The organism is Actinoplanes sp. NPDC049668 (assembly GCF_044465445.1).
GTDB lineage: Bacteria > Actinomycetota > Actinomycetes > Mycobacteriales > Micromonosporaceae > Actinoplanes.
This window is the reverse complement of record NZ_JBITLR010000002.1, coordinates 1,120,477-1,137,792: the sequence shown is the minus strand read 5'-3', so window position 1 is coordinate 1,137,792 and position 17,316 is coordinate 1,120,477. Positions and strand designations below refer to the sequence as shown.

The 17,316-nt window shown below is 71.2% G+C and carries 18 protein-coding genes; 10 read left to right on the top strand and 8 right to left on the bottom strand.

The window, feature by feature from the left end:
- The first annotated feature begins 14 nt into the window (after positions 1 to 14).
- Positions 15 to 974 carry a TIGR03557 family F420-dependent LLM class oxidoreductase gene (locus ACIBSW_RS11965; protein WP_354717792.1) on the top strand — a complete coding sequence of 320 codons (960 nt, stop codon included), beginning with the start codon at positions 15 to 17 and terminating at the stop codon, positions 972 to 974.
- Between the two features lie 9 nt (positions 975 to 983).
- Here the strand turns inward: ACIBSW_RS11965 and ACIBSW_RS11960 are convergent, their stop codons facing one another.
- Positions 984 to 2,984, bottom strand: a complete 2,001-nt coding sequence (locus ACIBSW_RS11960; protein ID WP_354717794.1) for a catalase — start codon at positions 2,982 to 2,984, stop codon at positions 984 to 986.
- Between the two features lie 228 nt (positions 2,985 to 3,212).
- On the opposite strand from ACIBSW_RS11960, the gene ACIBSW_RS11955 reads away from it, so the two are divergent.
- Positions 3,213 to 3,608: a DUF6582 domain-containing protein gene (locus tag ACIBSW_RS11955; RefSeq protein WP_354717796.1), complete on the top strand. Its 396-nt coding sequence runs from the start codon at positions 3,213 to 3,215 to the stop codon at positions 3,606 to 3,608.
- Between the two features lie 22 nt (positions 3,609 to 3,630).
- On the opposite strand, the gene ACIBSW_RS11950 is transcribed toward ACIBSW_RS11955, so the two are convergent.
- On the bottom strand, positions 3,631 to 4,587 hold the full coding sequence (locus tag ACIBSW_RS11950) for a class I SAM-dependent methyltransferase (RefSeq protein ID WP_354717798.1): 957 nt from the start codon (positions 4,585 to 4,587) through the stop codon (positions 3,631 to 3,633).
- Between the two features lie 2 nt (positions 4,588 to 4,589).
- Positions 4,590 to 5,555, bottom strand: a complete 966-nt coding sequence (locus ACIBSW_RS11945) for an iron-containing redox enzyme family protein (protein ID WP_354717799.1) — start codon at positions 5,553 to 5,555, stop codon at positions 4,590 to 4,592.
- Between the two features lie 73 nt (positions 5,556 to 5,628).
- On the opposite strand from ACIBSW_RS11945, the gene ACIBSW_RS11940 reads away from it, so the two are divergent.
- Positions 5,629 to 5,844, top strand: a complete 216-nt coding sequence (locus ACIBSW_RS11940; protein WP_354717800.1) for a CDGSH iron-sulfur domain-containing protein — start codon at positions 5,629 to 5,631, stop codon at positions 5,842 to 5,844.
- 34 nt (positions 5,845 to 5,878) lie between these two features.
- Here the strand turns inward: ACIBSW_RS11940 and ACIBSW_RS11935 are convergent, their stop codons facing one another.
- Positions 5,879 to 6,523, bottom strand: coding sequence for a hypothetical protein (locus tag ACIBSW_RS11935; RefSeq protein WP_354717802.1), 645 nt, complete (start codon positions 6,521 to 6,523; stop codon positions 5,879 to 5,881).
- Positions 6,524 to 6,645: 122 nt separating this feature from the next.
- On the opposite strand from ACIBSW_RS11935, the gene ACIBSW_RS11930 reads away from it, so the two are divergent.
- Complete coding sequence (locus ACIBSW_RS11930; protein WP_354717804.1) at positions 6,646 to 7,089, top strand: Hsp20/alpha crystallin family protein; 444 nt, start codon at positions 6,646 to 6,648, stop codon at positions 7,087 to 7,089.
- 55 nt (positions 7,090 to 7,144) lie between these two features.
- On the opposite strand, the gene ACIBSW_RS11925 is transcribed toward ACIBSW_RS11930, so the two are convergent.
- Positions 7,145 to 8,329: a zinc-dependent alcohol dehydrogenase gene (locus tag ACIBSW_RS11925; protein ID WP_354717806.1), complete on the bottom strand. Its 1,185-nt coding sequence runs from the start codon at positions 8,327 to 8,329 to the stop codon at positions 7,145 to 7,147.
- 161 nt (positions 8,330 to 8,490) lie between these two features.
- Between ACIBSW_RS11925 and ACIBSW_RS11920 the strand changes: the two genes are divergently transcribed.
- Positions 8,491 to 8,991, top strand: coding sequence for a hemerythrin domain-containing protein (locus tag ACIBSW_RS11920; protein WP_354717808.1), 501 nt, complete (start codon positions 8,491 to 8,493; stop codon positions 8,989 to 8,991).
- 25 nt (positions 8,992 to 9,016) lie between these two features.
- On the opposite strand, the gene ACIBSW_RS11915 is transcribed toward ACIBSW_RS11920, so the two are convergent.
- Positions 9,017 to 10,093 (bottom strand): NAD-dependent epimerase/dehydratase family protein, encoded by a 1,077-nt coding sequence (locus ACIBSW_RS11915; protein WP_354717810.1) that lies wholly within the window; start codon positions 10,091 to 10,093, stop codon positions 9,017 to 9,019.
- A gap of 64 nt (positions 10,094 to 10,157) precedes the next feature.
- Here ACIBSW_RS11915 and ACIBSW_RS11910 point away from each other — a divergent pair, with 64 nt between their 5' ends.
- Together ACIBSW_RS11910 and ACIBSW_RS11905 are read left to right on the top strand one after the other, a co-directional pair.
- Positions 10,158 to 10,778, top strand: a complete 621-nt coding sequence (locus ACIBSW_RS11910; RefSeq protein ID WP_354717812.1) for an ElyC/SanA/YdcF family protein — start codon at positions 10,158 to 10,160, stop codon at positions 10,776 to 10,778.
- A gap of 54 nt (positions 10,779 to 10,832) precedes the next feature.
- Positions 10,833 to 11,537: a glycosyltransferase family 2 protein gene (locus ACIBSW_RS11905; RefSeq protein ID WP_354717814.1), complete on the top strand. Its 705-nt coding sequence runs from the start codon at positions 10,833 to 10,835 to the stop codon at positions 11,535 to 11,537.
- On the opposite strand, the gene ACIBSW_RS11900 is transcribed toward ACIBSW_RS11905, so the two are convergent.
- Entirely contained in the window at positions 11,524 to 12,453 is a 930-nt protein-coding gene (locus tag ACIBSW_RS11900; RefSeq protein ID WP_354717816.1) for a hypothetical protein, read from the bottom strand. The genes ACIBSW_RS11905 and ACIBSW_RS11900 overlap by 14 nt on opposite strands.
- Before the next feature lie 56 nt (positions 12,454 to 12,509).
- On the opposite strand from ACIBSW_RS11900, the gene ACIBSW_RS11895 reads away from it, so the two are divergent.
- Positions 12,510 to 13,259: a TIGR03089 family protein gene (locus tag ACIBSW_RS11895; RefSeq protein WP_354717818.1), complete on the top strand. Its 750-nt coding sequence runs from the start codon at positions 12,510 to 12,512 to the stop codon at positions 13,257 to 13,259.
- Positions 13,260 to 13,284: 25 nt separating this feature from the next.
- Here ACIBSW_RS11895 and ACIBSW_RS11890 read toward each other — a convergent pair whose 3' ends face one another.
- Entirely contained in the window at positions 13,285 to 15,654 is a 2,370-nt protein-coding gene (locus ACIBSW_RS11890; protein ID WP_354717820.1) for a bifunctional diguanylate cyclase/phosphodiesterase, read from the bottom strand.
- Positions 15,655 to 15,869: 215 nt separating this feature from the next.
- Here ACIBSW_RS11890 and ACIBSW_RS11885 point away from each other — a divergent pair, with 215 nt between their 5' ends.
- Both ACIBSW_RS11885 and ACIBSW_RS11880 read left to right on the top strand, forming a co-directional pair.
- Positions 15,870 to 16,679 (top strand): oxygenase MpaB family protein, encoded by an 810-nt coding sequence (locus tag ACIBSW_RS11885; RefSeq protein ID WP_354717822.1) that lies wholly within the window; start codon positions 15,870 to 15,872, stop codon positions 16,677 to 16,679.
- A 14-nt stretch (positions 16,680 to 16,693) separates the two neighbouring features.
- The gene (locus ACIBSW_RS11880) at positions 16,694 to 17,305 is read left to right on the top strand and encodes a DUF6230 family protein (RefSeq protein WP_354717824.1); all 612 of its coding nucleotides are present in this window, start codon (positions 16,694 to 16,696) and stop codon (positions 17,303 to 17,305) included.
- Positions 17,306 to 17,316 lie beyond the last annotated feature (11 nt).

Below are 17,316 nucleotides of genomic sequence, written 5' to 3'. Positions count from 1 at the left end.
GAAGCCAAGTGGTCATGCGGATCGGATACAAGCTGATGGCCGAGGCGTTCGGCCCGAAGGAACTGATCGACCAGGCGCTGCGAGCCGAGCGAGCCGGGTTCGACTTCGTCGAGATGAGCGACCACTTCCATCCCTGGCTGGACGTGCAGGGGCACTCGCCGTTCGTGTGGGACGTGCTGAGCGCGGTCGCCGCGCGTACCCGTGATCTGGGCTTGGCGACCGGCGTGACCTGCCCGAGCGTGCGTTACCACCCGGCGATCGTGGCCCAGGCCGCGGCCACCCTGGCGATCATCTCGGACGGCCGGTTCACCCTCGGCGTCGGTTCGGGGGAGCGGCTCAACGAGCACGTGATCGGGCAGGGTTTCCCGAGCGTGCGGGGCCGGCAGGAGCGCCTGCGCGAGGCGTTGGAGATCATCAACCTGCTGTGGCAGGGCGGCTATCGGTCGTACGAGGGCAAGCATCTGCAGCTCGAGGACGCCCGCGTCTTCGACCTGCTGCCGGACCGGCTCCCGGTCATCGCCGTCGCCGCCGGCGGCAAGGAGGCGGCCAAGCTGGCCGCCAGCCACGGCACCGGCCTGTTCGCGACCGAGCCACGCAAGGACCTCATCTCGGCCTACACCGACGCGGGCGGTGCCGGTCCCCGGTACGCCGAGGTGGCGATGGCCTGGGCCGCCGACCCGGACGACGGGGTGAAGGCCGCGTTGAGGACCGCGCCGTGGGCGGTGCTCGGCTGGAAGGTGATGACCGAGTTGCCGAACCCGGCGAACTTCGAGGCCGCCGCCGCGCCGGTGACCGAGGAGGACATCCGCGCGCAGTTCGCCAACGGCGCCGACCCGCAGATCTACGTGAACGCCGTGCGAACCTACGCGGACGCCGGATTCGACCACGTCGTGCTGATGAACGCGGGCCCCGACCCGGACGGCTTCATCGACTTCTACGCCGAGAAGCTGCGCGACCAGCTCAGCACGCTGTAGGAGAAGTCGTCAGGTGCTGAGCCGGTCCCAGTAGCGCAGCTGCCCACACCGGTCGAGGAAGGCTGCGGCGGAGTGCCCGCCGGCGCCGATGCGCAGGAAGCCGTCGTCGAGGGAGTCGGAGAGGCCGGCCGCGGCGAACAGCGGCGCGGCGTCGTCGGTGTAGGCGACGAACTTGGCGTGCGCGTTGGCGTCGCTGACGAAGTCCCGGGCCACCGGGAGGCGTGCCAGTTGCGCGGCGGCGTCCTTGGTGGCGAGGATCGCGACGGCGTCGTAGAGGACCGAGGGCGCGCCGTCGAGCTTCTGGTCGGCGACCACGTGTGCGCCGTCGCTGAGGTCGGCGCCGCCGACCACCGGCGCGATGATCTCCACGGTGACTCCGGCGGCCTCGGCCGCCGCGCGTACCTCGGCGAGCAGGGCGGCGTCGGTGCCGTCGGTGATCAGGACGCCGAGCTTGCGTCCGGCGAAGTCGTGCGGGCCGTTGGCGAGAATGGACAGCGCGGGCGACGGGGCCAGGTCGCGGACCGGTTCGCGTGCGGGCGCCAGGCGGTCCGGCAGGCCGGACAGCCCGAGCCCACGGGCGATCTCGGCGGCGAAGTCCTCGTCGACGTTGCGCAGCCCGGCGACCATCCGGCTGCGGATGTCCACCCGGTTGACCTTGCTCAGTTCGAAGACGTACGCGTCGGCGATGTGCCCGCGCTCGGTCGGGGTCTGGCTGAGGTAGAACTGGCGTGCCTGGCTGTAGTGGTCGGCGAAGCTCTCCGGGCGCAGCCGCCGCTTGGCGCCGCCCGGCGTACCGGGGTAGCTGGCGAAGCCGCGGTCCGGGTCCTCCCGGGGTCCGCCGGTCTCCGCGGGCCAGGAGTTGGGTTCGTAGTTGGCGCGACCCGGTGGGTTCGCCAGGGCCATGTGGCCGTCCTGCTGGAAGTGCGCGACCGGGCACCGGGGCGCGTTGACCGGCAGGCTGGTGAAGTTCGGGCCGCCGAGGCGCTTGAGCTGGGTGTCGAGGTAGGAGAAGTTCCGGCCCTGCAGCAGCGGGTCGTCGGTGAAGTCGATGCCGGGCACGATGTTCTGCGTGCAGAAGGCGACCTGTTCGGTCTCGGCGAAGAAGTTGTCGACCACCCGGTCGAGCACGAGCCGGCCGACCCGCCGGACCGGGACTTCCTCCTCCGGGATGATCTTCGTCGGGTCCAGGACGTCGAAGGCGAACCGGTCGGCGAAGTCGTCGTCGAACAGCTGCAGGCCGAGTTCCCACTCGGGGAAGTCGCCGTTGCCGATGGCGTCCCAGAGGTCGCGGCGGTGGAAGTCCGGGTCCGCGCCGTTGATCTTCACTGCCTCGTTCCACAGGACCGACTGCAGGCCGAGCTTCGGCTTCCAGTGGAACTTGACGTAGGTGCTGCGGCCGCCCGCGTCGACCAGGCGGAAGCTGTGCACGCCGAAGCCCTCCATGAACCGGAAGGAGCGGGGGATGGCCCGGTCCGACATGGTCCACATCAGCATGTGTGTCGACTCGGGCATGAGCGAGACGAAGTCCCAGAAGTTGTCGTGTGCGGTCTGCGCCTGCGGGAAGCCGCGGTCGGGCTCCGGCTTGGCGGCGTGGATGAGGTCCGGGAATTTGATCGGGTCCTGGATGAAGAAGACCGGGATGTTGTTGCCGACCAGGTCCCAGTTCCCCTCCCGGGTATAGAACTTCACGGCGAAGCCGCGCACGTCGCGGGCGAGGTCGGCGGAGCCCTGGCTGCCGGCGACGGTGGAGAACCGGACGAACGCCTCGGTGCGTTCCCCCGCGCGCTGGAACAGGTCGGCCCGGGTGAGGTCGCTCAGCGACTCGTACGTCTCGAAGAAGCCGTGCGCGCCGTACCCGCGGGCGTGTACCACCCGCTCCGGGATGCGTTCATGATCGAAATGGAAGATCTTCTCCCGGAAGTGGAAGTCCTCCAGTGCGGCGGGCCCGCGCTCACCGACCCGCAGCGTGTTCTGGTCGTCGCCGACCACCACACCCTGCTGCGTGGTCAAACTCGGTCGTCCCGCCCCGGCCACCTGATGCGTCTCGCCGCCGGAACCTCGGACAGTGCGCTGCTCGTCCATCGAAGCCATCCCTCCGCTTCCCTCGATCTGGCGAGCTATTTACCCCGCTCCTGGCGTTATCCACGCAAAAGCACAACTTTCCTGCAGCCGGCCGGGCGCGGCGGTGATCAAGGTTCGAAACGCATACACCTCCCGCCGTGCGGGTATCCGGCGCCCATGGCTACGAAAAAGGGGCATCCCCTGGATGCCGGAGACCGCAACAAGATGTCGGGCAGCACCTTCGCGTTTCCCCGGGTGCGCAAGGAGCCGCTCAACGACGCCCGCCACGTGCGGAACGCGATCGCCCGCTTCGACCAGGTCCAGGACGTCAGCGACCGGGAACGCGACGAGGCGTTCCGGCGGATCAAGAAGGCCGCCGCGAGGTTCGGCGTCGAGGTCACCGAGTCGAGCTGGCGTGAGCTCGGCAAGCCGACCAGGAGCATGAAGTCGTCGAGCAAGCCCCGCGACGGCGCGTCCAAGGCCGACCTGTACGCCGAGGCCAAGCGCCGCAACATCGAAGGCCGCTCCTCGATGACCAAGGCCCAGCTGCAGCACGCCCTGCGAAATCAATAGAGCTCGGCGCGGTTCCGACGGCTCAGGCCGGGCGGGTGGCCGTGAGAAGAACGGCCGCGATGCGCTCGGCGTGCGCGTAGGCGGGGCCGTCGAGTTCCTCGCCGTAGACGTCGGGATCCACCTCCCGATACGTCCAGAGCAGGTCGGTGCCGGCGAGCCGTTCCTCGGCCGCCCGCAGGAGCGGGTCTCGCCCGCCGATGATCGGAGTTCCGCTGAACAGCACCAGCGAGCCCGCCGGTTCCAGCCGGGCGACCGCCGCGTCGACGATCGCCAGCGACAGCCCGTGTCCGTCCTTCCCGCCGCCGTCACGGTAGGCGCGCCCCGCCGGGTCGATCATGAACGGCGGGTTCGAGATGATCAGGTCGAAGCGGCCGTCGACCCCGTCGAGCAGGTCGCCGTGTGCGGCCCGCACGCCGCCGGTGCCGGCCAGCGCGCTGTTCACCCGCGTGAACCTCAGGGCGACATCGTTGATGTCGACGGCGAGGACCTCGGCGTCGGGGGCCCGCTTGGCCACGGCGATCGCCCCGGCGCCGGTGCCGCATCCGATGTCCACCACGCGGCGCGGCGGCAGGTCGCGGGCCCGGACGTGCGCGATGGCGGCGTCCGCCATCCGGTAGGTGTCGGGACCGAAGAACACCGCGTCCCGTGCCGTCGTCGGGAAGGCCGAGTGCACGAACAGCTCCGAGTCGAAGCAGGAGAAGCGGACCAGGCTGCGCCAGTCGTCGCCGTCGCGGACCAGCACGCCGGCGGTGTCCATCAGCTCCGTGACCCGCTCGGGCAGCACGCCGGGTCCGAACGGGCGGCTCCAGCCCAGGACATCGCGCAGGCTTTCGGCGTGGGCGTTCTCCGGACGGCGGTTGACGCGGGCGTGTGTGGCCGGCGTGACGGTGGTGAAGGTGTAGCGCCGTTCCCGCAGCAGAACGCCCAGCCCCAGCAGTGCGGAGTCGGTCTCCGGCCGCACGGTTTCCGTGGTCGTCATGATCAGGGCCGTAGTGAAGATCTTCCGGCGTGCCACGAATCGAGCACGGCCCGCGCCCAGCAGGCGTCGAGGGCCAGGGCGGAGCGGGCACCGAACAGCACGTCGCCGGCGAGCTCCGGCTCCGCCCGGGCGAACGAGCCGCAGAGGTCGTGCGCGGCGATCTGTGCGTGCACCGCGTCCGCCTCGACGTGTTCGTCGTAGTACGCCGTGGCCCGCGGGTCGCCGCCGAGGCGGCGCAGCCCGTTGCCGTAGGCCCGGTTCGGCAGGCACGACGTCATCTCGTACGCGGCGAGGTGGCCGATCAGCGCGCCCCGGTGGCGGCGGTGCAGGCCGAACAGGGACATGAGGTTGTTGGTGGCGAGCGTGGCGGCGCCGACGGTGTCCACGTACGCCCCGTAGGCCAGGTCGAGGTCGAACCAGCGCATGGTCTGCTTGAACAGCTCCTGGTGCATCCTGTCGACGGCGCCGCCGCCGTACTCGTCGAGCTGGATCTCGATGAGCGCGGCCTTGGGCCGACCCTCCAGCCGGGGAATGGCCCAGCTGTGCGGATCGGCCTCGCGCAGCTGATAGATCGAACGGTGGGTGACGAACTCGCGGAACTGCGCCCGGGTCGCCCGCCCGCGCAGATATCCGGACAGTGCCGGCCCGTCGTCGGCGGCGACCAGCGCGGCCAGCCGCGCGGGCACGGTGGCCGGGTCGATCGGCGATGGCGGCCTGACGAGCGCGTGCAGCATGTTCTCGAAGTGTGCCTCGGCGGCGGCGCGCAGTCGTAGCAGGTCCGGATCCCACTCCCAGGCGTCGTCCACGCCGTCCCAGCCGCGGTAGGCCAGCTCGTAGCAGACGAACAGGGTCAGCTGGAGGTCGTCCTCATCGTCGAAGACCGGCGCGACGGGAAGCGCGGCGCCCTCGCCGCCGATCTTGTCGATCAGGGCCGCGGAGACCTGGCCACGGGCACGAGGGAGCTTCATGTTTCATGACTTGCCCGGTATATCAGCACGTAAACGATGTTTCCGCCCCGCGAACCGGGGGATGCCGATGGGTATGTCAGCCACCATCGTGCCTTACCAGGACGGACCCTTGATCGTGCGCGGCGACTTCGAACTGCGCACCCCGGACGGCGAGCGGATCGATCCGGGCCGCGCAAGCGTCGCGCTGTGCCGCTGCGGCAAGTCCGCGATCAAGCCGTTCTGCGACGGTACCCACACGGTGATCGGCTTCCGTGCGGGCACCGAGCGGGACACCCCCAGTCCCCGATGACCGTGCAGTGACGACAGATCAGGCCGGTGTGGTTTCAGGGGGTGTCGCCGCGGCGGGTGGGCCTGCGCCGGATCCGGTCGGTGTCGGCGGTGACGGCGTCGATCTGTGCGGCCAGGTCGGGGTGGTGCGCCAGGTTGTGGTGGATGGCCGCGAGCAGGGCCGGCAGGGCGGAGGCGTCCGGGTCGCCGAGGGCCTCGTGCAGTCGGACCAGGGAGGCGGAGGCGGCCTCGCCGAGGTCGGTCAGGGCGGTGATCTGTCCGGCGAGGCGGCGCAGGTCGGCGGTGTTGTCGTTGGCCCACCGTGCGACGGCGCGGTTCGCGGCGCGGCGGTCGCGTTCCGCCTGTACGCGGGCATCGCGGGTGTCGTCCGGCCCGTGCGTGGCGGCGGCCGCGCCGCGCAGGTAACGCCGTTCGGCGGCCTGGCGGCTGGCGACACCGAGCGCGGGGGCGAGGGCCTGCCAGGAGATCCCGGTGGCGCGGGCGGCGGCGACCAGGATCGGCTCCAGGCCGGCGAGTTCGGCCTGGGCCCAGCGCAGCAACACCAGGGCGTTGAGCAGTTCGGCCGCGGTCACCGGGGCGCTGTCGGGGGAGGGGTGCGCGGCGGCGTGGGCGGTGGCGGCGATCGCGGCGGTGACGACGGCGAGGTCTCCATGCTCGGGATCGGAAGGTGTGTCGTCCATCGGTCGGCCCCTCTCCATGTGTCATCGGTTCGATGACGAACTACTTGTCATCTGTACGATGACGTGATAGAAAGACGGTATCGCGCATTGACCCTGAAGTCGAGACCGTAGGAGGTGGCACCATGTTGATGCGCAGCGAACCCTTCACCGAGGTCAACCGGCTCGCCCAGCAGCTGTTCGGGACGCCCGCCGGGACCTGGTCACGCCCGTCGACGATGCCCGTCGACGCGTTCCGCAACGGCGACGAGTTCGTGATCGCCTTCGATCTGCCCGGTGTGGACGCCGAGGCGATCGACATCGACGTGGAACGCAACGTGCTGACTGTGCGCGCCGAGCGCCGCCCCATCGACCTGGGCGAGCAGGCCACGGTCCAGCTGAGCGAGCGTCCGCTGGGCATGTTCTCGCGGCAGCTGTTCCTCGGCGACGCCCTGGACACCGACCGGATCGACGCCGCTTACGACAACGGCGTGCTGGTGCTGCGGATCCCGATCGCCGAGAAGGCCAAGCCCCGCAAGATCACCGTGGCCGGCCGGCAGCAGGCCGACCAGAAGGTGATCACCGGCTGACGGAAACGGACGTGGCGGGCGGTGATCGGCGCCGGTTCCGCCCGCCCCGTCCGGGTCAGGGCTTGAGGACGACCTTGACGCAGCCGTCCTTCTTCTTCTCGAAGATCTCGTAGCCGCGCGGGGCGTCCTCCAGCGGCATCCGGTGCGTGACCAGGTCGTCCACGCCGAGCGGGTCGTCGTCGCCGGTGAGCAGCGGCATGATGTCGTCCACCCAGCGCTTCACATGTGCCTGACCCATCCGCAGGGTGACGCCCTTGTCGAAGAGGTCCATCATCGGGAACGGGTCGGCGTTGCCGCCGTACACGCCGATGATGGAGACGGTGCCCGCGCGACGGACGCTGGAGAACGCGGTGCGCAGGGCCGCCATCCTGTCGACGCCCATCGTCTCGGTGGCCTTGCGGGCCAGTGGATCGGGGAGCAGGCCGGCGGCCTTGATAGCCGCACCCTGCCACGGAGAGCCGTGTGCCTCCATGCCGACGGCCTCGATGACGCTGTCGGCGCCGCGGCCGGCGGTCAGGTCGAGGATCGCGGCCGGTACGTCGTCGACCGTGCTGTCGTCGACGACCTCGATGCCGTTGCGCCGGGCCATCGCGAGGCGCTCGGGGACGCTGTCGACCGCGATCACCCGTTCCGCGCCGAGGTGGCGGGCGATCCGGGCGCTCATCTGGCCGATCGGGCCGAGGCCGGTCACCGCGACCGTGCTGCCGGGTGCGATGTCCGCGAACTCGGCGGCCTGCCAGGACGTGGTGAGCACGTCGGAGAGGAAGAGGTAGCGCTCGTCCGGGTGGCCGTCGGGGACCTTGATCGGGCCGAACTGCGCCTGCGGTACCCGCAGGTACTCGGCCTGGCCGCCGGGGACCTGGCCGTAGAGCTTGGTGAAGCCGAACAGCGACGCACCCTTGTGCTGGTCGGTGACCTGGGTGGTCTCGCACTGGGCGTAGTAGCCGCGGGTGCACATCCAGCAGTGGCCGCAGGAGATGTTGAACGGGATGACCACCCGGTCGCCGGGTCTGATGTGGGTGACCTCGGCGCCGACCTCCTCGACGATGCCCATCGGCTCGTGCCCGAGCACGTCGCCCTTGTCGATGTACATGCCGAGCACGTTGTACAGGTGCAGGTCGGAGCCGCAGATGGCGGTGGAGGTGATCCGTACGATGGCATCGGTCGGCTCTTGGATCTTGGGGTCTGGCACGGTCTCGACGGACACCTTCGCGGTGCCCTGCCAGGTCAATGCGCGCATGGCCGCACGCCTCCCGTCAGAAATGTGTCGTCCCTGCATCCATGCCCCGAGATCCGCCGACTATCCCTGCGTTCGGAGGCATTCGTCGGGAACTGTGCTGTTTATTCAGCCGTGACAGGGGTATGCCGGATCGTCGCCCGCCCTTTCTGTCGGAGGAACTCATGTCCACGGACGCCATCGTCATCCTCAAGAATGACCACAAGACGATCAAGAAGCTGTTCCGCGAGTTCGAGAACGCCGGCGAGAACGCCGCCGCGGCCAAGGGCCGCATCGTCACGCGGATCATCGAAGAGCTGACGGTGCACACCTACCTCGAGAACGAGGTCATGTACCCGGAGGTCCGCAAGCTGCTGCCGGATCTCGAGGACGACGTGCTGGAGTCGTACGAGGAACACCACGTCGCGGACGTGCTGTGCGCGGAACTCGCCGCGATGGATGCCGGCGACGAGCGGTTCGACGCCAAGACGACGGTGTTGATCGAGAACGTCACCCACCACATCGACGAGGAAGAGCAGGACTGGTTCCCGAAGGTGCGCGAGGGGCTCGGCCGCAAGCAGCTGCAGGAGCTGGGCGCCCGGATGAACGACCTGCGGGAGAAGGCCCCGCGCAGCCCGGCGCAGCCCTCAGCGCTCAAGAAGGCCGTCGACGCCGTCGTCGCCTGAGGTCAGCGCCGCGTCGGCGTCCGGCTCAATAGGGATCGCCGGTGCCGGGTAGCCGGCCGTGCGCCAGAGCGAGGAGCCGCCCGGGCAGCCGCGGATCCGGGGAGAGCGGCGGGCTCGGCGCACCCGCCCGGTCGGCGATTCCGGCGACCAGCTCGCGCAACGCCGTCACGGCGTCCCACCGCGGCCGCCACCCGAGCTCCGAGGTCGCCCGGCCACACCACATCAGCGGCGCCTTCAGCGCCAGGTGGACCCAGCCGGCGTCGATCGGTTGCAGCCGTAGCCACCAGCTGAGTGCCGCGGCGCCGGTCAGCGCGGGCCCGGGCACCGGCACGCGTACGCCGTGGAAGACCCGCGCCGCCAGGTCGGCGTCGAGCACCGGTCCGGCCGCGATGTTGAAGGCTCCCCGGACGTCGGTGCGGAGAATCCGGGCGTACGCGTCCGCGACGTCATCGGCGTGCACGGCCTGCAACCGTAGCCTCGGGTGCGCGGGGATCACCGGGACGCGCTGGTGGCGCAGCAGCGGGGCGGGGAGCAGCGGCCCGGCGAAGTACCGCGCGATCTCGGTGCCGGCCGCCCGCTGGAAGATCAGGCCGGGACGGACCCGGACCACCCGCAGGCCCGTCTGCTGCGATTCGACCTCGTCGAGGGTCCGCTCGACGAGTGCCTTGTGCCGGCTGTACGCGGAACGCGGGATACCTCCGCGCGGATAGCTCTCGGTGACGAAGGCGTCCTTGGGGCCGGCCGAGTACACACCGACCGAGGACGCCTGGATCAGCGAGCCCACCGAGGCCTTCAGGGCGGCCCGGACGACCTCCCGGCCGCCGAGCACATTGGTGCGGAACAGGCGCCGGGCGTCGTGGCTGGGCTGGATCTGCCAGGCCAGGTTGACCACCGCGTCCGCGCCGCGGAAGGCGCTTGCCAGCCGCTCGGCCGCTCCGGGGGCCGCGACGTCCACCGAGTGCCACTCGACTTCCCGGTACACGCCGGCCGCTTCCGGAACACGCCGGGCGACACCGACGAGCTCGAGATCGGACTCCGCACGCAGACGGCGCAACAGCGCCGTTCCGGCGTTGCCCGTCGCTCCGACGATCACGATGCGCATGATCTGGAGGTACCCAGCGGGTCGCGACCGAATCCGCCTGCGCGGACCCTCGTAGGGTTGCGGTATGGCACCGGCACGCGTCCTGCTGGTCTTCGGCCGCGGTGTCGTCCGGACGGGCGACGCCTGGGAGCTCACCCCGAGCAGCGTCGCTCGGGTGGACGCGGTCGTGCGGTACGTCGCCGCGCAGGCCTCGCCGGGCGAGATCCGGCCCCGGGTCATCTTCAGCGGCGGCTGGCCGGAGGCGAGCGAGGGTGCCGCGGCGCCGCCGGCCGGCGCGCGCGAGGGCGCACTGATGCTGCGTGCCGCCCGCGCCGCCGGCCTCCATGAGCATGCGGACCTGTACGCCGAGACCCGTTCGCGCAGCACGCTGGAGAATCTGCTACACACCGTCGAGGACGGCTTGCTCGCCGGGCAGGTGTTCGGCCCGTCCCATCCCCTCGGCCTGGTGTCACACGCCTGGCACCTGCCCCGGGTCCGTTTCCTCGCCGGCCGGGTGCTCCGCCTGCGTGGTGCGGCGCTGGTCGACGTGCCGGCGACCGGCGGTGAGGAGCATGGCGACCGGGGACTGTTGCTGGCTGCCCGGTTCGGTTTCCTGTGTGCCCGGCGCGGCGCCGCGCTGCTGCGCAGGGAGCGCCGGATGGTAGCCGTGGCCCATCTCGTACGGAAGCTGAGTCGCCGCCCGTGAGAAACCGGCGTTGAGCGGGTAAGGGACGGTCAACCGACGAAAGTGGGAGGCGACGTGGGCGCGATCGTCCTATTGCCGGTCTACCGGCCGGGGCGGCGTCTGCTGACCCTGATCACCGACTTGCTGGCGGACGGCCGGGATCCGACGGGTGTGGTGGTCGTCGACGACGGCAGCGGGCCGTCCGCCGACCGGGTGCTGGCAGCCGTGCGCGATCTGGGTTGCGTCGTGCTGCGCTACCCCGGCAACAAGGGCAAGGGCGTCGCGCTCAAGCATGGCTTCCGCCACGTGGCCGCCCTGCATCCGGGTGTCGACATGGTGACCGCCGACGGCGACGGGCAGCACCGGGCCGCCGACATCCGCGCCGTGGCTCAGCGGTCCGGCCGCGGCGGGGTCGTGCTCGGCGCGCGGCGCTTCGACCGGATGCCGCTGCGCAGTCGCGTCGGCAACGTCGTCGTCGACATGCTGTTCCAGCGCGTCACGGGCCGTGCGCTCGCCGACACCCAGACCGGGCTGCGCGCGTACCCCGCGGGCCTGCTCACCTGGCTGTGCACGCTGCCCGGCGAGCGGTTCGAGTACGAGATGAACGTGTTGCTGGCGGTCGTGGGCGGTGGCGTGCGCATCGAGGAGGTGCCCATACCGACCATCTATCTCGATGACAACGCGGCGTCGAACTTCGCCGGCCTCGCCGACTCGGCGCGTGTCCTGCGCAGCCTGGCCCGGCACGCCACGCGGCCGGTGCCGGTGGTCAGGTCGTCATGAGGTGTCGGCGTTCGCTCTGCAGCGCGCTCCAGTGGGTGCGGACCGCCTCGGCGCGCAGGGCGACGTCTCGGCGTACCCCGTCGACCAGCTGGAACGACGCGGCCGCGTCGTGGATCGCCCGGTTGAGCTGCTCGCGAATGAGCATGTTGGAGAAGAACACCGCCTGCAGTCCGCCCGGCCGCGCGATCGCGCGCGGGATGTTGCCCAGCGGCTGGGCCAGACCCACGTCGGTCAGCTCGATGTGCAGCACGGCCAGGCAGCGGTCGGCGTTCGACGCCGCCTGACCCACGCCGTCGAGCCAATTCGGCCGGCCCACGCTCAGCGCCCCGCCGAGCAGGTTGTCGGTTGTCTGGCGGCTGGACGCGAGAGCGAGCTGACGTCGCAGCTCGCCCAGGGCGCCGAGCGCGACCTCGGCCGCCCTGCCCGCCTCGTGGAGTTCGCGCAGCTCCGCCTCGGCCCGGCCGCGCTGCTCGGCCAGCGCCAGCAGGCGGGCGGCCTGGGGGCCGCCGCTGCCGAGCAGGTGGCGCTCCTTGTCGTCGACTGCCGCGGCGAACCGGGCCGGCACATCGGCCAGGGCGGTCAGCCGAGCCTCGACCGCCTCGCGTTCCGCCTGGATCGCGGCCAGCCGGCTCTCCCCCTCGGCGACCCGGTAGCGGGCCGCGTCCGCCTCGGTCCGCTCACGGGACAACTCCTCGGCGTACGCGCCGCGCAATGCGGCCAGGGCCCGGGACAGCGAAACGCCCTCCAGCCGCTCTACGTCGCGGAGCTCGCCGGCCCAGCTCTGCCGCAGCTCGGCGACGGCGGCCGCGAGCTCGGCGTGACGCCGGTCCAGCTCGGCGCGCCGGCCCCTGAGCGACTCGGCCTCCCGGAGCAGCCCGGCAAGCTCGACGAGACGCGATTCGATGTTCTCGATCATTGCCCTATCTGAGCAGGTCAGGGCAAGCAGACCCGCGGTTGGACTAGGGTCGGCCGATGCAGTCCACCACCAACGCCGACCTGTCCGTCCTGCTGACCGGTGCGGGTCGGCCGTTGCTGACCTACTACGACGACGCCACGGGCGAGCGGACCGAGCTCAGCGCCGCGGATCTGGGCGGCTGGGCCGCGCGGACCGCGGGTCTGCTGCGCGATGACTGCGGGCTGGCGCCCGGTGCGCACGCCGGGGTCCTGCTGCCGCCGCACTGGCAGACCGCCGCGGTGCTGCTCGGCGCCTGGTCCGCGGGGATCGCCGTCTCATTCCGGCCGTGGGCGCGGGCGGGCCTGCAACCGGCTCCCGATCGAACCCTGGACGCGGTCTTCGTCTCACGCACGCGGCTGGACAGCTGGCTCGAGGAGGTGCCGCCGGCCCGGCACCGCTACGTCCTGAGCCTGGCGCCGGACGGCGAGCGGCCCGACGACGTGCCGGCCGGCTACCTGGACTTCGTCACCGAGGCGCTGCGCCACCCGGAGGACGCCCCGGCATACCTGCCCGTCCGGCAGGATGACGCGGCCGACACCGACGGCACGAGTTATGCGCAGTGGGGCGAGATCGCGCAGGGCGTCGCGGCTTCGCTGAACCTGCGGCCGGGTGACCGCGTGCTGATCGACGCGTCCCAGCGGGAGGAGCCGGTGGGCTGGCTGCTGGCGCCGCTGTCGGCGGGCGCGTCGATCGTGCTCTGCGCCAACCTGGACCGCGGCGTCCTAGACGACCGGATCGCCGCCGAGGGCGTCACCCGCGTCCTGTGACCCGCCGTCGGGATGACGGCGTCGATCACGCCGGCGTCGGCGAGTGAGCCCAGCGTGCGGTCTCGGCGAATTCGGTCAGCTCCGCCGCGGGCAGCGGACGGGCGTACAGGTAGCCCTGGCCGATGCCGCAGCCCAGCGTCCGCAGCTCCGCCGCCTGCGCCGTCGTCTCGACGCCCTCGGCGACCGTGGTCAGGTGCAGCACCTGGCCGAGCCGCAGGATCGCCTCGGCGATGGCCGAGCCCTCGGGCGTGCCGTTCAGCTCCGCCACGAAGCTGCGGTCGATCTTGAGGATGTCCACCGGCAGCCGGGTCAGGTAGTGCAGCGACGAGTAGCCGGTGCCGAAGTCGTCGATCGCCACGCGCACGCCGCGTTCGCGGAACCTGTGCAGCGTGGTGATCCCGGTGTTCTCGTCGACCAGCGCCGACTCGGTGATCTCCAGGACCAGCCGGTGCGGCTCCAGTCCGGTGCGCGCCAGCACATCCAGCACGTCGCGGACCAGCGTCGGCTCCTGTAGCTGCCGTGGCGACAGGTTGACGCTGACGTAGAGACCGTCCCACTCCGCGACCTGGCGGCACGCCGTCTCGAGCACGAACAGGCCGATGTCGGCGATCGCGCCGGTGTGCTCGGCGACCGGGATGAACTCGGCCGGCGACACCACGCCCAGCCTCGGGTGCTGCCAGCGGACCAGCGCCTCGACGCCGACCGGGCGGCCGTCCGCGAGGTCGACCAGGGGCTGGTAGAGCACGTGCAGTTCGCCACGCTCGAGAACGCCGGCGAGGTCCTCCGCCAGCGGGGAGTGGGACGTGCGCCGCTCGGTCATCGACGGGTCGTACAGCTGCACGCCGTGCTTGCCCAGGTGCTTGGCCCGGTACATCGCGATGTCGGAGCGGCGCATCAGCTCCTGTGGGGTGTCGCCGACGCGACCGGTCGAGACGCCGATGCTGGCCCTTACGGCAAGGGTGTCCTCGCCCATGCGTACCGGTGTCGCGGCCGCGCAGGCCAGGATGCGCTCTGCGGCGGCAACCGCGCTCGCCTCGTCGGGCACGTCGATGGCCAGCACGACGAACTCGTCGCCGCCGAGGCGGGCCACCACGTCACCCGTACGCACGCTGGCGCGCAGGATCCGGGCGAACTCGGTCAGCATCGCGTCCCCGGCGGCATGCCCGTACACGTCATTGACCGTCTTGAAGCCGTCCAGGTCGATGAGCAGCAACGCGATGTGCGTGTCCCGGCCCACCAGCTCGGTGAGCCGAGCGTCCATCCCGGACCGGTTGTGCAGGCCGGTCAGCGGGTCCTGCAGCACCATTCGCTGCAGTTCCAGCTCGCGTTCGCGCAGCCGCGTCTCGACCCGCTCGCGGCGTTCGATGTCGTCGCGCAGGGCGGCGGTCGCGGCGTCGACCTTGCCCATCGCCCGGTTCCGTGCGCCCGCCAGCAGACCGACGATCAGGGTCAGCAGCGCGGTGATCGTCATCGCCACCCGGAACGTGGTGCCGCCGACGCCCTGCCGGGTGCCGCGAAGCAGCGCGTCGGTCGGGTACGCCTTGAGGGCCCAGGTGCGCACGCCGGTGGTGACACCCGTGATCCGGTTCAGCGCGGGGGAGTAGTCCCGGGACCGGCCGGCGGAGGCGGAGGCGACCGGCTGCTCGAGGGCGCTGCGCGACTCGAGAAGATCGGCGGCGACAGCGCCGTGCGCCTGCGCCTCGAGCGTCGCGGTCAGCAGGTCGTGGCCGTGCACACCCATGGTGAGCCAGCCGCGGAACTGGTTGCCGGTGCGGTACACCGGCACCGCGAGCCGGAACGAGAGCTGCTGCTGCGCGGCCGGCAGGGCGCGATCGGACAGCAGCACGAACGCGCGGCTGACCGCGAAGCCGCCGAAGGTCCGGGAGTTCTGCAGGGCCTCCACCGCCTCGGGAACGGCGTACTGGTCCGTGCCGGTGGGCCGGCGCCGTCCGTCGAACGAACGCCTGAGGACCGTGAACGCGTGCTCGCCGCCGAGGGCCACCGGTTTCAGCGTCAGATCGCGCGCGCCGCGCTGGCGCCAGTACGACTGCAGGGCGGCGACACCGGAATCGGTCGAGTGCACGACCAGGTCGAGTGAGGTGGCGCCGGGCAGCCGTCGGTTGCTGACCGTGTTGGTGATCCAGGTGAAGTCGGCGGCGGTGAGGTCGGGCTGCGCCCCGACGGCCACCGCCACGTCGGTGAGCATGTCGCCGTACCGTTGGATCTCGGTGCTGATCGCCCGGCTGAGGTCACCGGTGTAGCGGTCCATGAGATGGGCCGCGTTGCGGTGTTCGTCGGCGCGCTGGGCCGCCCACGAGGCGGCGGACCCGGTCAGGGCGACCACCAGGACGAGAGCGACGCCGGTCCAGCGTCGCCGTTTCGGCCGGGCAGGCATCCGCAGCATGCTCAAGAGATCGGTCGAGCGCCGCCCGGCTGAAGGATTGGCGCCCCAATGGCCGGTTGCCGGGCCGCACGTCGTGGCGCGGGTCGCCTGACCGCCTGGTGATCGATTCCCAAGAAGTTATCTACGATTCTCGGCCGAGCCGTCATTCATCGCTATCTGAACGAAAAATCCTTCACTAGAAGTTAATCGAGGTTTACAGTCGTGTCATGGATGAAGGTCTATTTGACGACGCCGCGGTCATCCGTCGCGTTGCTGGCGAAGGGCTGCTTTTAGCTGGCGGCGGGCGCGCGACCCTCCTGCAGATAGCCCACCCGGGCGTCGCTCAGGGCGTGTACGAGCACAGCACCTTCGCCGAGCGCCCGCTCGACCGGCTGCGCGCCACGATGAGCTACGTCTACGGGGTCCTGTTCGGCACGAGAGCCGAGGCCCGCGCGGTGAGCCGCGCCGTCCACGCCATGCACACCAAGGTCGTCGGCGCCGGCTACCAGGCCAACGACCCGGACCTGCAGGTCTGGGTCAACGCCACCCTCTACGACACCGCGATGGTGTTGTACCAGCGGATTCTCGGCCCGCTCTCCGCGGCGGACGCCGAGGCCTGCTACGCGCAGTACAGCGTGCTGGCGACCGCGATCGGGTGCCCGGAGCGGGCCTGGCCCGCGGACCGCGCCGCCTTCGCCCGGTACTGGCGCCACACCATCGACACGATCCAGGTCAGCGACGAGGCCAAGGAGATCGCCGCCGCCCTGCTGTATCCGCGGAGCCTCCCGGCGGCGCTGCGACCCGCCATGCCGTTCAACCGGTTCGTCACCGTCGGCCTGCTCCCGGCGCCGGTGCGCGCCGGCTACGGCTACCCCTGGTCGGCTCGGCGGCAACGCCGCCTCGACCGCGGTTTGGCACTCGCCGCGGCCGTCTATCCCCGGCTGCCCGGCCGCCTGCGGCAGGCCCCGAAGGATTACTACCTCAGGGACCTGCGCCGGCGGGCCGCTCGCCGCCGCCCGCTGACCGCCAACGGCTGATACAGGAGGTCTCCATGTCAACAGAGCTGGGGGAGGGGCGCACCCGCTGGGGCCGGGCCGCCTGGCTTCTCGTGCCCTCCGTGGTCGCGCTCGCGGGTGTCACGTTCGCCATCGCCGAGGGCGCGCTCGCCGCGTCGTTCGGAGTGTCCGGCCGGGCCTTCAAGGTCAGTGCCGGCACCGTCGAGGGCACGGACGTCGCCGCCTATCTCGACACGGTGCGTAGCGTCGACGGGCGCCACCATCCGGTGATGCTGGCGGGCGTGCAGCAGGCGAGCCTGCGCAACGTCTGCACCTCCGCGGTCGTCACCGTCCCGGTGGTCGGTGAGATCTCGCTCAAGGTGCTCGGCGGCCGGACCGAAGCGATCACCGGTACGAATGTGACCGCCGACGCCGATGCCCTGCTCGGTGGTGGCGGCGTCGTCACCGACGTGGAGGCCGGGCGTGACGCGTCCACGCTGAACCGGGTGCCGGGGGTGGCCGGCCCCGCCGGACGGTTCGGGTTGCAGGCACGCACGCTCAAGACCGAGGACGTGCGCAGCACCGCCTGGTCGGCGAACGGCGGCACCATCAAGCTCGCCGGCGACCTGGACGTCAAGGTCACCGCCGGTCGCCACGAGTGCTACTAGCAGCGGGCGAC